This is a genomic window from Mycobacterium sp. SMC-14 (assembly GCF_046250075.1).
Classification (GTDB): domain Bacteria; phylum Actinomycetota; class Actinomycetes; order Mycobacteriales; family Mycobacteriaceae; genus Mycobacterium.
In genome coordinates this window covers 2437945-2460150 of record NZ_CP176429.1, presented here as the reverse complement: position 1 = coordinate 2460150, position 22206 = coordinate 2437945, and the positions used below count along the sequence as shown (strand labels likewise).

Below are 22206 nucleotides of genomic sequence, written 5' to 3'. Positions count from 1 at the left end.
TCAGGGGAGTGCCTGCACCACCGGATCGTGTAGCACCGGGAAGTTGACGGAGTTGGCGATAAAGCAAATTCGGTGCGCATCGGAATGCAATGCCAAGGCCCGCTCCACCATCGCCGCATCGCCGACTTCGACGCGCGGCTGCAAGACAACACTGGTGAAGTGTCCGCCCTCGGGGTTCTCGATCATCGTGCCGACCGGCTGGTCCTGGTAGGAGACGACCACCACGCCGTTGACCGAACACAAATACAGGTAGGACAGCATGTGGCACTGCGCCAGCGCGGCCAACAGCAGCTGTTCGGGATTCCACCGGGTCGGATCACCACGGAATGCCGGGTCGGCGGTGCCGAGAATGGCGGGACACCCCTCGGCGGTCACCTCGTGCTCTCGCCCGTAGCCGCGATAGTCGCTGGTCCCGCTGCCGTGATTGCCGGTCCAGCGGACATCCACGGTGTAGGTGTGTTGGGTGGACACGCGGCCTCCACGGGCTTCGGGGTGGTGCGGGCTCGTCACCACAGCACACCGTAGACGCTGGAGAGCGTAAAACCATGGTGCCCATAGCCCTTGCAGGTCACCGTGCCCTGGTAGCCGACCGCACAGCTGGAACCCCAGTTCTCCAGCCGATGGCCCTCCGGCAGCACATCCACGTCCCGGGTGAACGACGCGATGTCGGAGTGGCGGTAGGCCGCGGGCACCACGCCGGCTTCGAGCACAGTCTGGGTGGCGCCGGCGGGAGCATCCATCGGCACCGCATCGCAGCCGATCGGCCCGCCGTTGGGGCCGATGCCGCAGGAGCGGCCGTCCGGCGTTCTGAAGAAGACCCAGTAGAAGTCGGTCGGCGACGAGTAGCGGCCGGTGCCGACCGGGTAGTCGTCGACAGCGTCCGCCCCGGGCGGCGGCTCGGCGTGGGCCGCGGCGGCGGTCCCGGCTGCGAGAACAGCGACGCCGATGAGGGCGAAAATCCTGGCCATCGGTCAGCCCCACCGGTCGATGACGTCGCCGACCGGCTGCCCGGCCGCGAGCGCCGCCATCAGCAGGACCCGTGCCTGCGGCGGCCTCAGCCGCGGCACTATCACCGCGCCCGCCTCCACCAGGGCCCGGCCGGGGCCGTAGTCCGCCCGGATGTGCCCGTCCGGAACTCGGCTGGACACCGCGACCACCAGCCCGGATTCGCAGTGCCGGCGCACCCCGTCGATCACCGCCGTCGGGGCATTGCCCGACCCGAGCGCGGCCAACACCACCCCTTGCGCACCAGCGGCGGCGCAGGCATCCAGGGCGACCGTGTCGGCACCCCCGTACAGCGCCACGACATCCACCCGCGGCACAGTGGCCGGTGCACCGAGGTGGGGCCGAGTCTTGGCACCGGAGAACGTGACACGGCCGTCGGTGACGCTGCCCAGCACCGGACCGGTGAAGCCGGTCAACCCGGTGATGGTCGCCTTCTGCAGACCCAGCGGGGCCAGCACCCGGCCGGCGAAGCACATCAGCACCCCCAGCCCCCGAGCGGCCGGATCTGCGGCCACGGCCAGGGCGTCGCGCAGGTTGCCCGGCCCGTCGGCATCGGGGGCGTCCGCGCCCCGTTGGGCCCCGGTCAGCACCACCGGCGCATCCCCGGTGTAGCCGAGTTCCAACCAGAGCGCGCCCTCTTCGCAGGTGTCGGTGCCGTGGGTGACGACCACCCCGTCGACGCCGCCGGCGACGGCGGAGTTGACCGCGCTCAGAAGCCGCACCCAGTCGGCCGGGCCCAGTTCCGAGCTGTCCCGGGCCATCAGGTCCACCACGGTGAGGTCCGCGGCGCCCGTGTCGGCGAGCAGGTCCGAGCCGCTGCGGGCGGGCCGCAACACCCCGTCGCCCTGGGTGCTGCAGGAGATGGTCCCGCCGGTGGTGATGACGGTGAGGCGCTTGGACAGCATGCCGCGATCATGCCGCACCTGGGTTAAGGGATGATGGGAGCGTGACTGACGAGACAACCGACTCGACCGAGACGGAGGTGGACCCGGCCCCGGCCCCGCAGACAGCGCCGGCCGCCCCGCCCCGCCGGCTGGGACTGCTGCTGTCGGTGGCCTCGGTGGTGCTGATTGCCGACGTCGTCACCAAGGTGCTCGCGGTGAAGATGCTGACCCCCGGCCAGCCCGTGCCGATCATCGGCGACACCGTGACCTGGACGCTGGTCCGCAACTCCGGCGCCGCGTTCTCCATGGCCACCAGCTACACCTGGGTGTTGACGCTGATCGCCAGCTCGGTGGTGCTCGGCATCATCTGGATGTCGCGCCGTTTGGTGTCGCCCTGGTGGGCGATCGGGCTGGGGATGATCCTCGGCGGGGCCCTGGGCAACCTGGTAGACCGGTTCTTCCGGGCGCCCGGGCATCTGCAGGGCCACGTGGTCGACTTCCTGTCGATCGGCTGGTGGCCGGTGTTCAACGTCGCCGACCCGGCGGTGGTGGGCGGGGCCATCCTGCTGGTCGCGTTGTCCGTGTTCGGCTTCGACTTCGACGCGGTGGGCCGTCGCCGCGCCGACGACGACGGCGACGGCGAGCAAGCCTGATGCGGCTGTGACCGAACGATCCATGCCGGTCCCCGAGGGCCTGGCCGGCATGCGCGTCGACGCCGGGCTGGCCCGCCTGTTGGGCCTGTCGCGCAATGTTGTCGCGACGTTGGCCGAAAAAGGCGACGTGGAACTCGACGGCGTCGCCGCAGGCAAGTCCGATCGGCTCATCGCGGGGGCGTGGCTGCAGGTGCGGCTGCCCGAAGCTCCGCCGCCGCTGGAGAACACCCCGACCGAGGTCGAGGGCATGACGATCTTGTACTCCGATGCCGACATCGTCGCCGTCGACAAACCTGCCGGGGTCGCCGCGCACGCCTCGGTGGGCTGGAGCGGGCCCACGGTGCTGGGCGGCCTGGCCGCTGCCGGCTACCGGATCACCACGTCCGGAGTTCCGGAGCGTCAGGGCATCGTGCACCGCCTGGATGTCGGAACCTCCGGGGTGATGGTGGTGGCGATCTCCGAACGCGCCTACACCGCACTCAAACGTGCGTTCAAGGCGCGCACCGTGGAGAAGCGTTACCACGCCCTGGTGCAGGGCCATCCGGACCCGTCCAGCGGGACCATCGATGCACCGATCGGGCGACACCACGGGCCGGAGTGGAAATTCGCCGTGACCGCCGACGGCCGGCACAGCATCACGCACTACGACACGGTGGAGGCGTTCGTCGCCGCGAGCCTGCTCGACGTACACCTGGAAACCGGCCGCACCCACCAGATCCGGGTGCACTTCTCGGCCCTGCGGCATCCGTGCTGCGGTGATCTCACCTACGGTGCCGACCCGACCCTGGCGCGCAAGCTCGGGCTCGAACGCCAGTGGTTGCACGCCCGTTCACTGGCGTTCGCGCACCCCGGCGACGGGCGGCGCATCGAGATCACCAGCGAATACCCCGCCGACCTGCAACACGCCTTGGACGTCCTGCACCGCTGAGAGCGCGCCTCAGGGCTTGCGGGCCTCGACCAACACCCGGGTGGCGTGTGCGACGAAGCACCCCTGAGACTCGATCAGCTCATGCATCTCGCGCAGCCGGTCACGGTGATCCTCGACCACAAAGTCGGGCACCGTCCAGATCACCTTGCGCAGGAAGTAGATGACGGCGCCGACGTCGAAGAATTCGGCCCGTAGCCGCTCGAGCCGTAGATCGAGCACCTCCATACCGGCGGCCGACGCGTCGGCACGTACCGCATCCGGCTGGTACTGGGCTCCTTTGCCCGGCATCGGCCCGAGAAAGAACTCGCTCAGCTCGAGCATCGTCGCCGGCCCGATCTGCTGGGCGAAGTAGTGACCGCCGGGCCGCAACACGCGGGCGATCTCGTCCCACCATGTCGCCAACGGGTGCCGGCTGCTGACCAGATCGAATGCTTCGTCGCCGAAGGGCAGCGGCGGCCGGTCCGGCACCGTCACCACCACCACGCCACGCGGATGAAGCAGCTCGGTGGCGCGTGCGGCATTCGGCGGCCAGGATTCGGTGGCTGCCATGGTCGGGGGAAACGTGCCGAAGTCCTGGATGCCCGCCAGCACCTCGCCACCGCCGGTGTTCAGGTCGACGGCGGCCGAGACGCCCGAGAGCCGCCCGGCCAGCAGCCGCTGGTAGCCCCAGGAGGGGCGCTGTTCGGTGGCGCGGCCGTCAAGCCAGGAGAACTCCCAGCCGTCGACGGGGGCGGTGGCGGCCTCGGCCACCAGTTCGTCGAAGCTACGTGACATCGAGTGGGTTAGCTCGATTCGTCGGCCGGCTTGGATGACTTCGGCGGCCGGATCTTGAAGGAGATGCGCAGTTTGGTGCGGTAGATGATCCCGCCCTTGTCGTCGAGGGTGAGGTCCTGCTCGACGACCTGAGCAACACGGATGTCGTCGATGGTCTGCTTGGCCCGGTGCACCGCTTCGGCCGCGGCGTTCTCCCAAGACGACGGGCTGGTCCCGATGATGTCGATCACCCGGTACACGCTCATGTATGCCTCTCCTCGCTTGCGCCGAACCTCAACGTAGTGCACAGCGGCAGTCGCTGTCCCGGGAAACGACAGCCGAAGAGACACGGCTGCCGACACGCCCGAGAAGCGTCGGTGCCCAGTCCTAGACTGGCGGTCCTATGGACAGTTCATCGTCGCGGTCCTTCGTGCACCTGCATAACCACACCGAGTACTCGATGCTCGACGGAGCGGCGAAGATCGCCCCGATGCTGGCTGAGGCACAGCGCCTGGAGATGCCCGCGATCGGGATGACCGACCACGGAAACATGTTCGGCGCCAGCGAGTTCTACAACGCGGCGACCAAGGCCGGAATCAAGCCGATCATCGGGGTGGAGGCCTATATCGCCCCCGCGTCTCGTTTCGACACCCGTCGGGTGCACTGGGGCGATCCCAGCCAGAAGAGCGACGACGTCTCCGGCAGCGGCTCCTACACCCACATGACGATGGTGGCCGAGAACGCCACCGGGTTGCGCAACCTGTTCAAGCTCTCCTCGCTGGCTTCCTTCGAGGGCCAGCTCGGCAAATGGTCGCGGATGGACGCCGAGATCATCGCCGAGCACTCCGAGGGCATTATCGCCACCACCGGCTGCCCGTCCGGGGAGGTGCAGACCCGGTTGCGGCTGGGCCACGAGCGCGAGGCGCTGGAGTCGGCCGCCAAGTGGCGGGAGATCTTCGGCGCGGAGAACTATTTCCTGGAGGTGATGGACCACGGGCTGTCCATCGAACGCCGGGTACGCGAGGGCCTGCTGGAGGTCGGGCGCAAGCTCGGCATCCCGACCTTGGCCACCAACGACTGTCACTACGTCACCCGCGACGCCTCGGGCAACCACGAGGCACTGCTGTGCATCCAGACCGGTAAGACGCTGTCGGACCCCACCCGGTTCAAGTTCGACGGGGACGGCTACTACCTGAAGTCGGCCGCCGAGATGCGCGCGCTCTGGGACGACCAGCTGCCCGACGCCTGTGACTCCACCCTGCTGATCGCCGAGCGGGTGCAGTCCTATGCCGACGTGTGGGCGCCGCGCGACCGGATGCCGGTGTTTCCGGTGCCCGACGGCCATGACCAAGGGTCCTGGCTGCGCCACGAGGTACAGGCCGGTCTTCAGCGACGCTTTCCCGCCGGCGTGCCCAGTGAGTACACCGACCGCGCGTCCTACGAGATCGACGTCATCTGCGGCAAGGGATTCCCGTCCTACTTCCTGATCGTCGCGGACCTGATCCATTACGCCCGCTCGATCAACATCTGGGTGGGCCCGGGCCGAGGGTCGGCCGCTGGGTCACTGGTGGCCTACGCGCTGGGCATCACCAACATCGACCCGATTCCGCACGGGCTGTTGTTCGAGCGCTTCCTCAACCCGGAACGGCCGTCGGCCCCCGATATCGACATCGACTTCGACGACCGTCGCCGCGGCGAGATGGTGCGCTACGCCGCGGAGCGGTGGGGTAGTGACCGGGTCGCCCAGGTGATCACCTTCGGCACCATTAAAACCAAGGCGGCGCTGAAAGATTCAGCCCGTGTGCACTACGGCCAGCCTGGCTATGCGATCGCCGACCGGATCACCAAGGCGCTGCCGCCGCCGATCATGGCCAAGGACATTCCGCTGTCGGGTATCACCGACCCGAACCACGAGCGGTACAAGGAGGCCGCGGAGGTTCGCGGGCTGATCGACACCGATCCCGACGTGCGCACCATCTACGAGACGGCACGCGGCCTGGAAGGCCTGGTCCGTAACGCCGGCGTGCATGCCTGCGCGGTGATCATGAGTTCCGAGCCGCTGATCGACGCGATCCCGTTGTGGAAGCGCCCGCAGGACGGCGCCATCATCACCGGCTGGGACTACCCGTCGTGTGAAGAAATCGGCCTGCTGAAGATGGACTTCCTGGGCCTGCGCAACCTGACGATCATCGGCGACTGTCTGGAGAACATCAAGGCCAACCGGGGCATCGATCTGGATCTGGACACCGTGGCGTTCGATGATCCCGCCACGTACGAACTGCTGGGCCGCGGTGACACGCTGGGGGTGTTCCAGCTGGACGGCGGCCCGATGCGTGACCTGCTGCGCCGCATGCAGCCCACCGAGTTCAACGACATCGTCGCTGTGCTGGCGCTCTACCGGCCCGGCCCGATGGGCATGAACGCCCACAACGACTACGCCGACCGTAAGAACGAGCGTCAGGTCATCAAGCCCATCCACCCCGAGCTTGAGGACCCGCTGCGCAGCATCCTGTCGGAGACCTATGGCCTGATCGTCTACCAAGAGCAGATCATGTTCATCGCACAGAAGGTCGCCTCGTACACGATGGGCAAGGCCGATGCGCTGCGTAAAGCCATGGGCAAGAAGAAGCTCGAAGTGCTGGAAGCCGAGTACAAGGGCTTCTATGAGGGGATGACGGCCAACGGGTTCTCCGAGAAGGCCGTGAAAGCGTTGTGGGACACCATTCTTCCGTTCGCCGGGTACGCGTTCAACAAATCGCATGCGGCCGCCTACGGTCTGGTGTCGTACTGGACGGCCTACCTGAAGGCGAACTATCCGGCCGAATACATGGCGGGTCTGTTGACATCGGTCGGTGACGACAAGGACAAGGCCGCGGTGTACCTGGCTGACTGCCGCCGGCTGGGGATCACGGTGCTGCCGCCGGACGTCAACGAGTCCGAGCTGAACTTCGCGTCGGTGGGCGAAGACATCCGCTACGGGCTGGGAGCGGTGCGCAACGTCGGCGCCAACGTTGTCGGCTCCCTGATAACCACCCGGACACACAAGGGCCGCTTCACCGACTTCTCGGATTACCTCAACAAGATCGACATCGCGGCCTGCAACAAGAAGGTCACCGAATCCTTGATCAAGGCCGGTGCCTTCGACTCGCTGGGGCATCCGCGCAAGGGGTTGTTCCTGGTGCACACCGACGCGGTCGACTCGGTGCTGGGCACCAAGAAGGCCGAGGCGGTGGGCCAGTTCGACCTGTTCGGCGGGGGAGACGGTGAAAGCGCTGGAACCGATGCCGTTTTCGGCATCAAGGTGCCCGACGAGGAGTGGGCCGACAAGCACAAGCTGGCACTGGAGCGAGAAATGCTCGGACTCTATGTGTCCGGGCACCCGCTCAACGGCATCGCGCACCTGCTGGCCGCCCAGGTCGACACCCAGATCCCGGCGATCCTGGAGGGCGACGTCGCCGCCGACACCCAGGTGCGGGTCGGCGGCATCCTGGCATCGGTGAACCGTCGGGTGAATAAGAACGGACTTCCTTGGGCCTCAGCGCAATTGGAGGATCTTACCGGCGGCATCGAGGTGATGTTCTTTCCGCAGACCTACTCGGCGTACGGCGCCGACGTCGCCGATGACGCCGTGGTGCTGGTCAGCGCCAAGGTCAACATCCGCGACGACCGGATCTCGTTGATCGCCAACGAGCTGGTGGTACCCGACTTCTCCGCCAACGCCCCGGACCGGCCGCTGGCCGTGAGCCTTCCGACCCGCCAATGCACCATGGACAAGGTCAGCGCGCTCAAGCAGGTGCTGACCCGCCATCCCGGCACCGCTCAGGTGCAACTGCGGCTGATCAGCGGGGAGCGCATCACCGTGCTGGAGCTGGATCCCTCGCTGCGGGTGACGCCATCGTCGGCGCTGATGGGGGATCTGAAGGCGTTGCTCGGGCCCGGCTGTCTGGGCGGCTGACGATCTAGCGGGCGGCCAGGTCGACCCGAACGATCACGCTGTCCGGCCAGAGGTTGCGAGTCCGGGTGCGCCGCACCTTGTCCCGTAGCGGCAGATCCCGGTGCACATTGGTCACTCCGGGCACCGGGATCATCGGCACGACGTTCCACTGCCAGCCGTACCGCCGGTGCAAGGCGCGGTTGGCGGCTTCGGCCTCATTGCCAGACAGAATGGTGGCCCGGCCGCGCAGCGCGGTCGCATGGTGACGGCGCCGGCCGCGATAGTCGCAGGCGGTCAGCTCGACATCCGGACGAGGGGTCAGCCTGCGAGTCTTGGGTCCGGTCTTGGTCCGAAACAACACGGCGCCGTCTTCGACCGCGAACCACACCGGAGTGTCCACCGGCGTGCCGTCGCGGCGGAAGGTACGCAGCAGCGCGTAGCGGGTGTCGCGTAGCTCTTCGAGTTGTTGGGGATGCATACCACCACGAAACAACTTAGAGTTGACTTCAAGTCAAGTCCTTCGGAGGTGCCGATGTCCGGTCGGTTCACCATCGGCGAAGTGGCTCACCGCAGCGGCGTCGCCGCAACCACACTGCGCTACTACGAGCGGATCGGCTTGCTGGCGTCGCCGGCTCGGGCCGGCGGCCAGCGCCGCTATGACGAAGCAGTGCTGGCCCGGCTGGAGGTGATCGGCCTGTGTAAGGCGGCGGGGTTCGCGCTCGACGAGATTGCGTTGCTGTTCGCCGATGACGCGCCCGGGCGTCCGGCGAGCCATGCGCTGGCCCAGGCCAAGCTCGCCGAGATCGATGCACAGCTGGAGTCGTTGTCGCGCGCTCGCGCGGTCATCGAATGGGGAATGCGGTGCACCTGTCCGTCCATCGACGCGTGTACCTGTGGAATCCATCCGCCGAAAGTCTGACTCTCAACATTACGGTTAGATCCGTTCCTGATTACAACATCGCATCACTGGTGTAACGTCTGAAACTTCTCACACAACACGTGTGGCCTCGGGGGGAGGTGGAGACTGTTGACGGCTGTGCGGAGCCGGTTTCGGCGGGCGCACTAACCCAAATAATCGAACTTTACCCAAGAATAGAATTAGCATAGGATATCAATGTTGTAACACAGACGTAACGAAAAACGTCTGTTGATACACAGAAAAGCATGTGCATGAACAACACGGAGGCAGTCATGTGGGTTTCGCGTCGTCTTCTCAACCTGCTCGGGATGGGCGCTGCCGCCGCATTCGCCGCGCTGGTACTACCCGTGTCGACCGCCAACGCGGCGGGGGACCCGTTCCTGGACGGCGGCCCGTACGAGACCTGCAACGGGGCGGTCTGCCTGGTGATGGGTGACATTCTGGATGGGAACTGGAAATACGAGGGCATCCGTCCGGTCATCACGGACTGGAAGGGCGACCAGCCTTACACCGTCCAGGTGACCGACGGCGACAACACGATCGACGCCGGAACGTACAACATCAAGATCGAGGACTACTGGAACTCGTTCTTCTCCACCAGGGCCTACCAATTCGGTGACTTCACCGCCAACTCCAGCCTGCCCGCCGACTTCGACATGAGCAGCCTGGGCAACTTCGGATATCTGTCCGGATCCTCGATCTACGAGGTCAACATCGGCGACTTCACCAACCTGACGATCAACGGCGTCGGGCCGCACGACCTGAACTACTGGGTCATGTCTCTCGGTGACATCAACTACTCCGTGGTGACAGACCCGATCAACTTCACGTCCGCGGGCGTGATCCAGTTCGGCGACGACGCCCCGATGCAGATATGGAACAGCCTGTTCCACTCGTGGACCCCTGAGGTTCCGGACTATCTCATTCCGAACGATCCGTTCGCCAACCTGGACTTCGACCCGTGTGACTTCCTCGGCGGTTGTGTCTAGCCAGGCACGTCAGAACTTGTAGCGCAGCACCCGGGCCTTGCCGGCCACCGACTTGAATCGGCCGGCAAGTCGGGTGATCGCGCGGGCCGGGCCGGGAAACGAATCCACCTCGGCGGCGTGCGCCAGGCAGGCCTGTTCGACCAGGCGCAGGCGCGGATCCCACCGCTGCGGCGTACGAGGGTCGGTGAAGCCGGGGTTGGCCCAGACGTGGCGCAGCACGGTGAACATGCCCCGTGGAGCCAGCTTCATGCCCAGCCAGCTGAGCGCCCCGACCCGGCCGTAGTCGTTGAACGCCAACTCGCCGGTCCCGAAATGGTCGATGGCGTGCCCGATCAGCGCAATGACCTGTGCCTCGGTGAGAAAGGCGAACAGTCCGTCGGCGATCACCATGGTGGGTCGCCCGACCGGAATACGGTCCGTCCATGCCGTGCCGGTCAGATCGGCGGCGACGACGTGCTCCCCGGGCTGAGGCGGCACCACCTTCTCACGCAGCGCGATCACGTGTGGCAGGTCGATGCTGTACCAGTCGACGCCGGGCGGCGGCTGCACCCGGGCGAACGGCTCGTTGAGCCCGGCGCCGAGGTCGACCACCACCGCATCGGGGTGCGCCGCGGTATATGCGCGGACGCGCTCATCGAGCATCTTGGCGCGAAGGGCGGTTTGGCGCACCACACTCGCCGGGATCCGGAATGCCGGGAAGTCGTAATCGATCTGGCCGACGACGCGGTCGGAGAACTCGTCACCGAGGATCGGGACGGGAGCACGACAGTCCAGTGCGCGGGCATACGCCGTGAGGAAGGCGGTCTGCTCGAGGCGGCTGAACTCGGTGACGGAAATCGGCATGGGCTCACCGTAAGCGATGTCGACGCTCGGTGGCCGTAACGGCAATCCCGCGCCTCGGCCGGGGCGGCGCCACTAACGTCGACGCCATGGAAACCACCACAGAGAATCTGTCGACCTCCACCATCGCGGTGACAGCCGACGGTGCGCTCGGCTCGATCACGCTGAGTCGTCCCGACAAGCTCAACCCGCTGGGCACGGTGACGCTCGACGAGTTGGTGGCGGCGGCCCGCTGGTTCGACGCCCGGCCCGCGGTCAAGGTCGTGGTCGTATCCGGCAGCGGCCGGGCGTTCTCTGCCGGCGCGGACCTGGCAGCGTTCGTCGCCGCCGCCGACGGCGCCGGGGCGCTGCGGGAGGCCGCCGACGCCGGTCGCCGGATGGCGGACGCCATCGAAGCCATGCGGGCGGTGACGGTGGCACGGCTGCACGGTCATTGTGTGGGCGGCGGTGTGGTGCTGGCCGCAGCCTGCGACCTGCGGGTGGCGGCCGAGGGCACCCGGTTCTCGATTCCGGAGGTGGACCTGGGTATTCCGCTGGCCTGGGGCGGTATCCCGCGGCTGGTCCGCGAGATCGGACCGGCGCTCACCAAGGAACTGGTGATGACCTGCCGCCCGTTCGATGCCGCCGAGGCCAAGGCAATCGGGTTCCTCAACCGGGTGGTGCCCGAGGCCGACCTGGATGCGGAGGTCGACGAGTTGGTGGGCCAGCTGGTCAGCAAGTCCACGCTCACGCTGGGCGGCACCAAACGGCAAGTCAACGCGGTCGCCGAGGGCATGGTGGGGACCGCGCGCAGTTGGAATGACGCCGATGCGCTGGTCACCGCGGTGCACGATCCCGAGTCGCAGGCATCGGCCATGGCATATCTGCAACGGGTCAGTCGCCGCTGAGGCGGCCGCGAGCAGGAGGAACGGATGACGCAGACATCGCCGGCGGCCACCCTGTGTGAGGCGTTTCAGCGCACCGCCACCATCGATCCGGACGCGGTCGCGGTACGCACCGTCGGCGATACCCAAACGCTGACCTGGCGCGACTACGCGCAGCAGGTGCGCCAGGTGGCGGCCGGCCTGGCCGGGCTCGGGGTACGCCGCGGCGACACGGTGTCGCTGATGATGGCGAACCGTATCGAGTTCTACCCGCTGGAAGTCGGCGCCCAGCACGTGGGCGCGACGTCGTTCTCGGTGTACAACACCCTGCCCGCCGAGCAGCTCGGTTACCTGTTCGCCAATGCCGGTACCAAAGTCGTGATGTGCGAGCAGGCGTTTGTCGAGACGATCCGGGACTGCGGAGCGGCGATCGAACACATCGTCTGCGTGGATGGGCATCCCGACGGCACCTTGTCGATCGCGCAGATGCTGGCCGCGGCCGACGACGACTTCGACTTCGAAACCGCTTGGCGGGCAGTGCAGCCCGACGATGTCGTGACGCTGATCTATACCTCCGGGACCACCGGTCTGCCCAAGGGCGTGGAGATGACGCACACCAATCTGCTGTTCGAGGCGGCCGCCCTCGACGCGGTGCTCGGGGTGCGTTTCGGGGACCGGATCACCTCGTATCTGCCTTCGGCGCACATCGCCGACCGAGCGATGGGCCTCTACAACTCCGAGATCGCCGGAGTTCAGGTGACCGTGGTCCCCGACGCGCGCCAGATTGGCGCGGCACTGCCGGACGTGCGGCCCACGATTTGGGGCGCGGTGCCGCGGGTATGGGAGAAGCTCAAGGCGGCAACAGAATTCGCTGTCGCGGGGGAGCCGGACGACAATCGCCGCGCTGCTTTGCAGTGGGCGCTGGCAGTCGGCGCGAAAAGGTCCGCGGCGCAACTGGCCGGCGAGCCCGTACCCGACGCGCTGGCCGCGGAGTGGGCACAGGCCGACGAGCTGGTGCTGTCGGCGCTTCGAGCCAAGCTGGGTCTGGACGAGCTGCGGTGGGCGGTGTCCGGCGCTGCGCCGATTCCCAAGGAGACCATCGCGTTCTTCGCGGGCCTCGGGATTCCGATCTGCGAGGTCTGGGGCATGTCAGAGCTCAGTTGCGTGGCGTCGACCACCCATCCGCGCGACGCACGACTCGGTACGGTCGGAAAGTTGTTGCCCGGACTGGAAAGCCGCATCGCCGACGACGGCGAATTCCTGGTGCGGGGGCCCCTGGTGATGCGGGGTTACCGCAAGGAGCCGGCCAAGACCGCCGAGGCGATCGACGCCGACGGATGGCTGCACACCGGAGACATTCTCGAAGAGGATGCCGAGGGCTACCTGCGAGTGGTCGACCGCAAGAAAGAGCTGATCATCAACGCCGCGGGAAAGAACATGTCGCCGGCGAACATCGAGAACGCGATCCTGGCGGCATGCCCGATGATCGGGGCGATGGTCACCATTGGCGATTCCCGGCCGTACAACACCGCACTGATGGTCTTCGACGCCGACTCGGTGGCGCCCTATGCCGCTGCCCATGGTCTGGCGGCGGCGACACCGGCCGCACTGGCCGATGACCCTCGGGTGATCGCACAGATTGCGGCGGGCGTGGCTGCTGGCAACACGAAACTGTCACGGGTCGAACAGATCAAGCGCTTCCGGGTACTGCCCGCGCTGTGGGAACCCGGTGGCGACGAAGTCACCCTGACCATGAAACTCAAAAGACGGCCGATCGCGGTGAAATACGCCGAAGAGATCGAACGCCTCTACGCCAGTGACCCCGGGCCCCACGTGCATCAACCCCGAGCCATCGAACAGCCTGCGCCCACCTCCGCGGTCTGACAGGAGAACGCCACGTCGCCAACGGTTTTCACGTTCGGCCACGGTACCGCGGACCGGGCCGCAATCATCACGCTGCTCGCCGGCGCCGGTGTGCAAGGCCTGGTCGACGTACGCAGCGCTCCGGGGAGTCGGCACAATCCCGAGACCGCGCGGGAGGAGATGCAGCGCTGGCTGCCGGAAGCCGGTATCGACTACCGGTGGGAACCGCGACTCGGCGGCTGGCGGCGGGTCACCGGCCAGAGCCCGGACATTGGGCTGCGCAACGAATCGTTTCGGTCCTACGCCGGCTATATGCGCTCCGCGGACTTCCAGTTCGGAATCGATGAGCTCGTGGTCCAAGCGGACGCTCAACAGGTTGCGGTGATGTGTGCCGAGACCGTTTGGTGGCGATGCCATCGCAAGCTGATCGCGGACCATCTCACACTGGTGCGCGGACTCGAGGTCCGGCATCTGATGCACGACGGCAAGCTGCGCGACCACCGGCCGACTGCCGAAGCCCGAGTTGCCGGCGATGTCCTGGTCTACGACGGCACGGCCGTCGGGCCCGAATAGCTGCGCTCAGCGGCGCGAAGGACGTTGCGCGCCCAGCACCAGCCACACCGCGGTGCAGACACCTGCGGCGGTCAGAACCGCGGCTGCGGCGCTGGACGTCACGGCGCCGACGATCAGAAGGGCGACCAACCCGGTGGCCAGCGCAACCAACTTGTAGGCCGGCCAGGGCACGCCGGCGATCGGCACTTGCTGCCCGAGGAGCTCGGCGGTGGTCATAGATTTAACGGTACGCGATAACCAATTGTTAGGCCAGCCGAAATCTGCAGGTCGGATTGTTATATCGTGCCACGGGACTACGCTGGCTGCATGCCTCTGAGCGGAGAATATGCACCCAGCCCGTTGGATTGGTCACGCGAGAACGCCGAGAAGTACATGGAGTCCGGTGGCACCGAGGGCATAGAGATGAAGGGCAAGCCGGTCGTGCTGTTGACCACGGTCGGCGCCAAAACCGGCAAACTGCGCAAGATCCCGCTGATGCGGGTGGAGCACGACGGTGAGTACGCGATCGTCGCGTCGCTGGGCGGGGCCCCGCAGAACCCGGTCTGGTACTACAACGTCGCCGCGAACCCCCGCGTCGAGCTGCAGGACGGACCCGTCAGCGGCGATTACGACGCCCGCGAGGTATTCGGCGAAGAGAAGGCGCAATGGTGGGAACGCGCCGTCGACGCATTCCCGTACTACGCCGAGTATCAGGAGAAGACCGATCGACAGATTCCGGTGTTCGTGCTGACCCCGGTGGGCTGAACACCCTACTGGGTGACACCATATTGCGGTGTCCGCCGAACTACGCCAGAACCGAAGTGGCTCCCATTCCGGCCCCTCGCAGGGCCCGTTGAAGGGGCCGTTGACCGCGGCCGACATTGACGCGGCGGCCAAGCGGATCGCCGGCGTGGTCGCCCCCACGCCGCTGCAGTACAGCGACCGGCTCTCGGAGCTGACCGGCGCCAACGTCTACCTCAAGCGCGAAGACCTGCAGTCGGTGCGCTCCTACAAGCTGCGTGGTGCCTACAACCTGCTGGTCCAGCTCAGCGAATCCGAGCTGGCTGCCGGTGTGGTCTGTTCGTCGGCCGGCAATCACGCACAGGGCTTCGCCTACGCCTGCCGGTCGCTGGGTGTTCACGGCCGGGTCTATGTGCCGGCCAAGACCCCGAAGCAGAAGCGTGACCGCATCCGCTATCACGGCGGCGAGTTCATCGAGCTGATCGTCGGCGGCGCGACCTACGACCTGGCTGCGGAGGCGGCCCTGGCCGATGTCGCCCGCACCGGCGCGACACTGGTGCCGCCCTACGACGACCTGCGGACCATGGCCGGCCAGGGAACCATCGCGGTGGAGATACTCGACCAGCTCGAGACCGAACCGGACCTGGTGGTGGTGCCGGTCGGCGGCGGCGGCTGCATTTCGGGTATCACGACCTACCTGGCCGAGCGGACCACCAAGAGCGCCGTGCTGGGCGTGGAGCCGGCCGGAGCCGCCTCGATGATGGCCGCGCTGGCCGCCGGGGAGCTGGTCAGCCTCGATCACGTCGACCAATTCGTCGACGGTGCGGCCGTGCGGCGCGCCGGGGCGTTGCCGTACGAAGTGCTGTCCGGGGCCGGCGACATGGTGTCGGTGACCACCGTCGATGAAGGTGCGGTCTGCACCGCGATGCTCGACCTGTACCAGAACGAGGGGATCATCGCCGAGCCGGCGGGTGCCCTGTCGGTCGCGGCCCTGCTGGAGGCCGAAGTCAGCCCGGGCTCGACGGTGGTGTGCCTGATCTCCGGGGGCAACAACGACGTCTCCCGGTACGGCGAGATCCTGGAGCGCTCGCTGGTGCACCTGGGCCTCAAGCACTACTTCCTGGTCGACTTTCCCCAGGAGCCGGGCGCTCTGCGGCGTTTCCTCGACGAGGTCCTCGGGCCCAGCGACGACGTCACCCTGTTCGAGTACGTCAAACGCAACAACCGCGAGACCGGTGAAGCCCTGGTCGGCGTGCAACTGGGGTCGGCTGCCGATCTCGACGGACTGCTGGACCGCATGCGTACCTCGGAGATCCACGTCGAGCCCCTGGAGCCCGGCTCTCCGGCGTATCGCTACCTGCTGTAGAAACGCGGGATCCGCCACAGCAGGTGAGCTCCAGGCGCCGAACGGGTAGCCGACGGACATGCCGTCAACGGAAACACTGCGCATGGATGAAACCGACGTCCGACGAGTTCTCGATATCGCTCTGCGATTCGGACAGCTGCTGTTGGGCTCACAGGCGGGCACCGCCGACGTCGCCTCGAGCATGCTCGCCATCGCCACCGCCTACGGGCTGCCGCAGACCCAGGTCGACATCATGGGCAACTCGATCCGGGTGTCGGTGCCCCGAGGCGTTCCGGGCGCCCCGGTCACCGCGATGTATCTGGTGCCGTCGCGCTCACTGGACTACACCCGGCTGCAGCTAGCCACCGATCTCGCCCAGCGCGTCGTGAACACGACGCCCGATCCCGAGTGGGTGCAAAAGCAGCTGGACGTCGTGAGCCGGGCCGGTCATCCCTATCCCCGCTGGGTGGCCACCGCCGGCTGGGCGGTTATGGCCGGCGGCTTCGCGGTCCTGATCGGCGCCGGGCCGCTGGTGGCCCTGATCTCGGCGGTCACCACCGCCTTGATCGACCGAATCGGACGAGTGCTCAACGGATGGCAGCTGCCACTGCTGTTCCAGCAGGTCGTCGCCGCCGCGGTGGCCACCGGGGCCGCGATCGGCGTGCATGCCGTCGGCTGGCTGCCCGCCGGGACCCCGGTATCGCCGGTGGTGGCCGCCAACATCGTGGTGTTGCTGTCCGGGCTGGCCACCGTCGGCTCCGTGCAGGACGCCATCACCGGCTACCAACTGACGGCCGTCTCGCGCGGCATGGACATCCTGCTGATGTCGGTCGGCATACTGGTCGGCGTCTCGATCGCGGTGCGGATCGGCGGGGCGTTCGGTGTGCAAGTTCGGGTGAGTCCGGAAATGCCGGTCGCGGCGCTCAGCGTTCCGGTGTACCTATTGGCGGGCGCCATCGGCGCCGCGGCCGCCGCGATCGCGGGCTACGCGCAGCTCAAGGCGGCCCTGGCGGCTGGTCTTGCCGGAGCAACCGCCACGCTGCTGTTCTTCGGACTGCAACTGGTGCAGAGCAATCCGATCGTGAGTTCGTTTGTGGCCGCCGCCGCCACCGGCCTGGTGGGCACGCTCCTCGCGCCGCGGCTGCGGGTCACGCCGCTGGTGATCATCATGGCGGGCATCATCCCGCTGGTTCCCGGGTTGACCCTGTTCCGGGGCTTCGTGCAGCTGGTCAACGGGCAACCGAATGCCGGCGGTTCACTCGGGCTGGCGGCCGGGCTTGCCCTGGCGCTCGGTGCGGGCGCGGTGTTGGGGCCGCTGTTGGCGCCCTCGGTGCGGCGCGAACTCGGTCGCTATCACCTGCGCGGTCGCGGACAGGCGACGCGTCGCATCCGCAGCCCGTACCGCATCCCGCAGCTGGCCGGCATCCGCTACTTCGGGCGCCGGGCGGCCTAGCTCAGCTGCTCTTGCGCAGGATGGTCAGCGAACGTCCGGTCACCGTCACGGCCTGGCCGGCGTCGACCACCAGGTCGGTGCTGCCGGCCGGATGGGCGGTGTCGATCACCGCGGCCCAGACCTGCGCGTATTCGGTATTGGGCGTGACGAAATCCACCGGTGCCTCACCGGCGTTGAAGCACAGCAGAAATGAGTCGTCGATGATCCGCTGCCCGCGTTCATCCGGTTCGGGCAGTGCCTCACCGTTGAGGAAAACCATGACGCATCTGCCGAATTCGCTGTCCCAGTCCTGCTGCGTCATCTCGTCTCCGGCCGGCGTGAGCCAGGCGATGTCACGCACCTCGTCGCCGCCGCGGATCGGCCGGCCCTCGAAGAACCGGCGCCGGCGGAACACCGGATGCGCGGTGCGCAGCGTGGTCAGCGCCTGGGTGAAGGCGAGCCGGTCGGCGTTGCCCTCAACCAGCGTCCAATCCATCCAGGACAGCTCGGAGTCCTGACAGTAGGCGTTGTTGTTGCCCTGCTGGGAGCGGCCCATCTCATCGCCGTTCAATATCATCGGGGTGCCCTGGCTGATCAGCAGGGTGGCCATGATGTTGCGGACCTGGTGGGCCCGCAACGCCAGGATCTCGGGGTCGTCGGTCGGGCCCTCGACACCGCAGTTCCACGACCGGTTGTGACTCTCGCCGTCGCGGTTGTCCTCGCCGTTGGCTTCGTTGTGTTTCTCGTTGTAGGACACCAGGTCCGCCAGCGTGAAACCGTCGTGGCAGGTGACGAAGTTGATGCTCGCGCTGGGACGCCGCCCGGTCGCCTCGTAGAGGTCCGAGGAACCGGTCAGCCGGGAGGCGAACTCGCCGAGGGTCTCGGGCTCACCACGCCAGTAGTCGCGCACCGTGTCGCGGTACTTGCCGTTCCATTCCGTCCACAGCCCGGGGAAGTTGCCCACCTGATAGCCGCCTTCGCCGACGTCCCAGGGCTCGGCAATCAGCTTCACCTGGCTGACCACCGGATCCTGTTGCACCAGATCGAAGAACGCGGACAGCCGGTCGACATCGTGCAGTTCCCGGGCCAGCGTGGAGGCCAGGTCGAAACGGAAGCCGTCCACGTGCATCTCGGTCACCCAGTAGCGCAACGAGTCCATGATCAGCTGCAGGGTGTGCGGATGGCGGGCGTTGAGACTGTTTCCGGTGCCGGTGTAGTCGGTGTAGTGCCGCGGATCGTCTTCGTCGAGCCGGTAGTAGGCGGCGTTGTCCATGCCGCGGAAGTTAAGCGTGGGGCCCAGGTGGTTGCCTTCGGCGGTGTGGTTGTAGACCACGTCGAGGATCACCTCGATGCCGGCCTGGTGGAACGCTCGCACCATCGCCTTGAACTCGGCTACCGCCCCGCCGGCCTGACGATTCGCCGCGTAGTCGTTGTGCGGTGCGAAGAACCCGAAGGTGTTGTACCCCCAGTAGTTCCGCAGCCCCAGCTCCAGCAGACGCTGGTCGTGCAGGAACTGGTGGACCGGCATCAACTCGATGGCCGTGACGTTCAGCGACTTGAGGTGCTCGATGATCACCGGATGCGCCAGCCCGGCGTAGGTGCCGCGTAGCTCGGCCGGAATCCCCGGATGGGTCGCCGTCATGCCCTTGACGTGCGCCTCGTAGATGATCGTCCGGTGATACGGGGTACGCGGTGAGCGGTCGGCCGCCCAGTCGAAGTAGGGGTTGATCACCACGCTGGTCATGGTGTGGCCCAACGAGTCGAGTGCCGGGGGCTCGGCACCGTTGTCGGGATCGGCCAGGTCGTAGGAGAACAGCTGCGGACCGAAGTCGAAGGAGCCGTGAAAAGCCTTCCCGTACGGGTCCAGCAATAGCTTGCTGGGGTCGCAGCGCTGGCCTGCGGCGGGGTTGAACGGGCCGTGCACCCGAAAGCCGTAGTGCTGGCCGGGGCTGACGCCGGGAAGATAGGCGTGCCAGACGTAGCCGTCCACCTCGTCGAGGCCGATCCGGGTCTCGGTGTGGTCGCCCTCGTCGATCAGGCAGAGTTCGACGCGCTCGGCGACCTCGGAGAACACCGCGAAGTTGGTACCGGCTCCGTCGTACACCGCGCCCAGCGGATAGCTGTTTCCGGGCCAGACCGCGGGCGCGGACGGCTCCGGTGTGGGCTCGGGCCCCGACTGCGCCGACGACACCGCTCGACTTTATCCGCTTTCTCGGCATCTGCCGCCGAGCATGGCCGGGTTCACCACCAGCCGGTGGCCGCACCCATCTGCCGACCGAGCTCGCCGGTCATGGTGCGCATGTAGGTCGCCGACAGATGGTGAGAGTCGTGGTAGACCAGCACATTCCCTTCGACCGCGCGGCAGATCTCTTTGTCGCAGACGGCGTCGGAGAGATCCAACGGCTTGAGCAGCGGGAACTTGCCGACGAAGTCCAGGGTGGGATTGCGCTCGACGAGGACTTCGGAACGCTTGATTCCGCAGGATTCCGCGTCACCGCCGGAGGCCAGGCAGTCCGCCGGCTGGAACGGGTCGCCGTCGCGCACCAGCCACGGGGTGTCGCGGACTCCCAGGATGGGAATGTGGTTGTCCGACAGCTGCTTCCAGATCCCGATATAGGTTCCGGGCATCACGTCGCCCGGTTTGATGTTCCACGGCCGGGTGGCGGTGGTGAACACGAAGTCCGGGTGGTCGGCGATCAACTTGTCCATCGTCTTGCCCACCCACTGGTAGCACTGCGGGTAGGGGGCGTTGTTGCCCATGATCAGCGGGACCTTCTCGGTGGACAGCGGACAGCCCATCTTGAGGTAGGTGACCACCTTGAAGTGGTGCCGCTGGCCGAGGATGTCCAACGCGGGCAGCCAGTGTTCGGCGTGCGATCCGCCGGCCAGTGCGACGGTCCGGGTCGCCTCCTGGTCGCCGTAGGTGCAGTTGATCAGGTCCGGGTTGGTGAAGGTGCTGATGCAGCCGTCCCGAGTGGAGCGCGGCAGGTCCTTCTTGGCCTCCAGGATGGTGGGCCGCATCCGAAGTTTGGGCACCCGCTTGTGCTTCAGCAGCGCGCGGGCGCCGGGGTAGTCATCCTTGCTGAGCTTGACCAACTCGGTGCCGCTGGCACGCTGCACGGTGACATGTTCGCGCCAGGAGAATGACGTCGCCGTCAGTGCCACCCCCAGCAGCACCACCGTCGAGCCCAGCACCGACGTTGGGCGCCGCCACCAGCCGGCCGCCGGCTTGCGCCACCGCGGGCGCACCACCGGCGCAGCGGCTTGGCCGGCCGGCTTGCGGTAGCGCAGCGGATCTTCGACGAACCGGGTGGTCAGATAGGCCAACACACCCGACACCACCAGGATCACGGCCCCGTCCACCAGGCTTGCGTGCCGATGCCCGCTGTAGGACAGCCAGAAGATCAGCAGCGGCCAGTGCCACAGGTACAACGAGTAGGCCATCGAGCCGAGCGTCACCAGCGGCGCCGCCGCCAGCCACCGGTTCGGCCACGGCAGTTTGGCGCTGGTGCTCGAGCGGGCTTGCCGGTTGGCTCCGGCCAGGATGAACGCCACCGTGGCGCCGACCGGGACCAGCGCCCACGGGCCGGGGAACTCCCGCACCCCTTCGATCAGCGCCCCGCAACTCAGGATCGCCGCCAGCGCCACCGTGGCGACGGCGGTTCGCAACCACATCGGCCAACGGATGTAGGGGACCAGCGCGCCGACCAGCGCGCCGATCAGCAACTCCCAGGCGCGGGCGAAGCTGTTGTAGTACGCCAGCGACTGATTGGCCTGGTGCGCGACGATCGCGTACCAGAACGAGGCCACCGTCAGCGCCGTGAGCAGTACGACGAACGCGGCCCGCAGGTGCTTGCCGAGCACCTTGCGGAACAGGAATGCAAAGCCGAACACCAGCAGCAGGAAGCTCAAGTAGAACTGGCCCTGCACCGACATCGACCAGATGTGCTGCAGCGGGCTGACTGCCTCACCGGCCTGCAGGTAATCGGCGGCACTGCGCGCCAATTCCCAGTTCTGGTAGTAGCCGAGGCTGGCCAGGCTCTGGTCGGCGAACGTCTCCCACCGGGTCTGCGGCTGAATCCAGATGGTCAGCAACGCGCAGGCGGCCAGCACGACAACCAGCGCGGGCAGCAGACGGCGGACCAGACGGACCAGGTCGGGGATCGGTGACAGCGACGAGGTCGGGTTCAGCGCGACCCGCAGCAGTTTGCCGCCGAAGAAGAAACCCGAGAGCGCCAGGAAGACGTCCACGCCGCCGGACACCCGCCCGAACCACACGTGGAACACCGCCACCAAGGCGATGGCGACCCCGCGTAGGCCATCAAGGTCGTGGCGGTAGAAACCCTCCTTGCGGGTACCCAACACGGTGGCCGGCCCGGCGGTCGGAACCGACCCGGATGCGGGCTCCGCAACAGGTGTTACCGCCGGTCGAGGCGGGGACAGGGCAATCATGATCGCCCGACAATCTACCTAACCTGCCTGGAGAAACCGCATTCTGCGCGTTG

21 protein-coding genes are annotated in these 22206 nt (G+C 67.1%); 11 read left to right on the top strand and 10 right to left on the bottom strand.

Annotation, left to right across the window (positions count from 1 at the left end):
* From ACKY0W_RS11560 to ACKY0W_RS11550, 3 genes are read right to left on the bottom strand one after another with little or no spacing between them, the layout of a single operon-like run.
* Entirely contained in the window at positions 1 to 471 is a 471-nt protein-coding gene (locus ACKY0W_RS11560) for an OsmC family protein (RefSeq protein WP_409434176.1), read from the bottom strand.
* A gap of 35 nt (positions 472 to 506) precedes the next feature.
* Positions 507 to 968 carry a hypothetical protein gene (locus tag ACKY0W_RS11555; protein WP_409434175.1) on the bottom strand — a complete coding sequence of 154 codons (462 nt, stop codon included), beginning with the start codon at positions 966 to 968 and terminating at the stop codon, positions 507 to 509.
* A gap of 3 nt (positions 969 to 971) precedes the next feature.
* Positions 972 to 1910: an asparaginase domain-containing protein gene (locus ACKY0W_RS11550; protein WP_409434174.1), complete on the bottom strand. Its 939-nt coding sequence runs from the start codon at positions 1908 to 1910 to the stop codon at positions 972 to 974.
* 41 nt (positions 1911 to 1951) lie between these two features.
* Here ACKY0W_RS11550 and lspA point away from each other — a divergent pair, with 41 nt between their 5' ends.
* Positions 1952 to 2542: a signal peptidase II gene (gene lspA, locus ACKY0W_RS11545; RefSeq protein WP_409434173.1), complete on the top strand. Its 591-nt coding sequence runs from the start codon at positions 1952 to 1954 to the stop codon at positions 2540 to 2542.
* A 7-nt stretch (positions 2543 to 2549) separates the two neighbouring features.
* The gene (locus ACKY0W_RS11540) at positions 2550 to 3470 is read left to right on the top strand and encodes an RluA family pseudouridine synthase (RefSeq protein ID WP_409434172.1); all 921 of its coding nucleotides are present in this window, start codon (positions 2550 to 2552) and stop codon (positions 3468 to 3470) included.
* A 9-nt stretch (positions 3471 to 3479) separates the two neighbouring features.
* Here the strand turns inward: ACKY0W_RS11540 and ACKY0W_RS11535 are convergent, their stop codons facing one another.
* Together ACKY0W_RS11535 and ACKY0W_RS11530 are read right to left on the bottom strand one after the other, a co-directional pair.
* Positions 3480 to 4244 (bottom strand): methyltransferase domain-containing protein, encoded by a 765-nt coding sequence (locus ACKY0W_RS11535; protein WP_409434171.1) that lies wholly within the window; start codon positions 4242 to 4244, stop codon positions 3480 to 3482.
* 8 nt (positions 4245 to 4252) lie between these two features.
* Positions 4253 to 4489 (bottom strand): dodecin family protein, encoded by a 237-nt coding sequence (locus ACKY0W_RS11530; protein WP_024443139.1) that lies wholly within the window; start codon positions 4487 to 4489, stop codon positions 4253 to 4255.
* 137 nt (positions 4490 to 4626) lie between these two features.
* Between ACKY0W_RS11530 and dnaE the strand changes: the two genes are divergently transcribed.
* A complete protein-coding gene (dnaE, locus tag ACKY0W_RS11525; protein WP_409434170.1) occupies positions 4627 to 8178 on the top strand; it encodes a DNA polymerase III subunit alpha in 3552 nt (1183 codons plus the stop codon).
* Positions 8179 to 8182: 4 nt separating this feature from the next.
* Here dnaE and ACKY0W_RS11520 read toward each other — a convergent pair whose 3' ends face one another.
* Positions 8183 to 8635, bottom strand: a complete 453-nt coding sequence (locus ACKY0W_RS11520; RefSeq protein ID WP_409434169.1) for a PPOX class F420-dependent oxidoreductase — start codon at positions 8633 to 8635, stop codon at positions 8183 to 8185.
* A gap of 54 nt (positions 8636 to 8689) precedes the next feature.
* Between ACKY0W_RS11520 and ACKY0W_RS11515 the strand changes: the two genes are divergently transcribed.
* Together ACKY0W_RS11515 and ACKY0W_RS11510 are read left to right on the top strand one after the other, a co-directional pair.
* Positions 8690 to 9076 carry a MerR family transcriptional regulator gene (locus ACKY0W_RS11515; protein ID WP_409434168.1) on the top strand — a complete coding sequence of 129 codons (387 nt, stop codon included), beginning with the start codon at positions 8690 to 8692 and terminating at the stop codon, positions 9074 to 9076.
* 272 nt (positions 9077 to 9348) lie between these two features.
* A complete protein-coding gene (locus ACKY0W_RS11510) occupies positions 9349 to 10065 on the top strand; it encodes a hypothetical protein (protein ID WP_240174982.1) in 717 nt (238 codons plus the stop codon).
* 9 nt (positions 10066 to 10074) lie between these two features.
* Here ACKY0W_RS11510 and ACKY0W_RS11505 read toward each other — a convergent pair whose 3' ends face one another.
* On the bottom strand, positions 10075 to 10908 hold the full coding sequence (locus tag ACKY0W_RS11505) for a class I SAM-dependent methyltransferase (RefSeq protein WP_409434167.1): 834 nt from the start codon (positions 10906 to 10908) through the stop codon (positions 10075 to 10077).
* Positions 10909 to 10994: 86 nt separating this feature from the next.
* Here ACKY0W_RS11505 and ACKY0W_RS11500 point away from each other — a divergent pair, with 86 nt between their 5' ends.
* The 3 genes from ACKY0W_RS11500 to ACKY0W_RS11490 all read left to right on the top strand — a co-directional run bounded on the left by ACKY0W_RS11500 (position 10995) and on the right by ACKY0W_RS11490 (position 14204).
* Positions 10995 to 11792, top strand: a complete 798-nt coding sequence (locus ACKY0W_RS11500) for an enoyl-CoA hydratase/isomerase family protein (RefSeq protein ID WP_409434166.1) — start codon at positions 10995 to 10997, stop codon at positions 11790 to 11792.
* A 24-nt stretch (positions 11793 to 11816) separates the two neighbouring features.
* The gene (gene fadD11, locus ACKY0W_RS11495) at positions 11817 to 13652 is read left to right on the top strand and encodes a fatty acid--CoA ligase FadD11 (RefSeq protein ID WP_409434165.1); all 1836 of its coding nucleotides are present in this window, start codon (positions 11817 to 11819) and stop codon (positions 13650 to 13652) included.
* Between the two features lie 63 nt (positions 13653 to 13715).
* On the top strand, positions 13716 to 14204 hold the full coding sequence (locus ACKY0W_RS11490; RefSeq protein WP_409437745.1) for a DUF488 family protein: 489 nt from the start codon (positions 13716 to 13718) through the stop codon (positions 14202 to 14204).
* A gap of 6 nt (positions 14205 to 14210) precedes the next feature.
* Here ACKY0W_RS11490 and ACKY0W_RS11485 read toward each other — a convergent pair whose 3' ends face one another.
* Positions 14211 to 14420 carry a hypothetical protein gene (locus ACKY0W_RS11485; protein ID WP_409434164.1) on the bottom strand — a complete coding sequence of 70 codons (210 nt, stop codon included), beginning with the start codon at positions 14418 to 14420 and terminating at the stop codon, positions 14211 to 14213.
* Positions 14421 to 14510: 90 nt separating this feature from the next.
* On the opposite strand from ACKY0W_RS11485, the gene ACKY0W_RS11480 reads away from it, so the two are divergent.
* Genes ACKY0W_RS11480 through ACKY0W_RS11470 form a run of 3 tightly spaced genes read left to right on the top strand, consistent with a single transcriptional unit; the run spans position 14511 to position 17722 of the window.
* Positions 14511 to 14948: a nitroreductase family deazaflavin-dependent oxidoreductase gene (locus tag ACKY0W_RS11480; protein WP_406756967.1), complete on the top strand. Its 438-nt coding sequence runs from the start codon at positions 14511 to 14513 to the stop codon at positions 14946 to 14948.
* Between the two features lie 28 nt (positions 14949 to 14976).
* On the top strand, positions 14977 to 16290 hold the full coding sequence (gene ilvA / locus ACKY0W_RS11475) for a threonine ammonia-lyase IlvA (RefSeq protein ID WP_409434163.1): 1314 nt from the start codon (positions 14977 to 14979) through the stop codon (positions 16288 to 16290).
* Between the two features lie 58 nt (positions 16291 to 16348).
* Positions 16349 to 17722, top strand: a complete 1374-nt coding sequence (locus ACKY0W_RS11470; RefSeq protein WP_409434162.1) for a threonine/serine exporter ThrE family protein — start codon at positions 16349 to 16351, stop codon at positions 17720 to 17722.
* Between the two features lies 1 nt (position 17723).
* Here ACKY0W_RS11470 and glgX read toward each other — a convergent pair whose 3' ends face one another.
* On the bottom strand, positions 17724 to 19892 hold the full coding sequence (gene glgX, locus ACKY0W_RS11465) for a glycogen debranching protein GlgX (protein WP_409434161.1): 2169 nt from the start codon (positions 19890 to 19892) through the stop codon (positions 17724 to 17726).
* Positions 19893 to 19942: 50 nt separating this feature from the next.
* Positions 19943 to 22153: an acyltransferase family protein gene (locus tag ACKY0W_RS11460; RefSeq protein WP_409434160.1), complete on the bottom strand. Its 2211-nt coding sequence runs from the start codon at positions 22151 to 22153 to the stop codon at positions 19943 to 19945.
* Positions 22154 to 22206 lie beyond the last annotated feature (53 nt).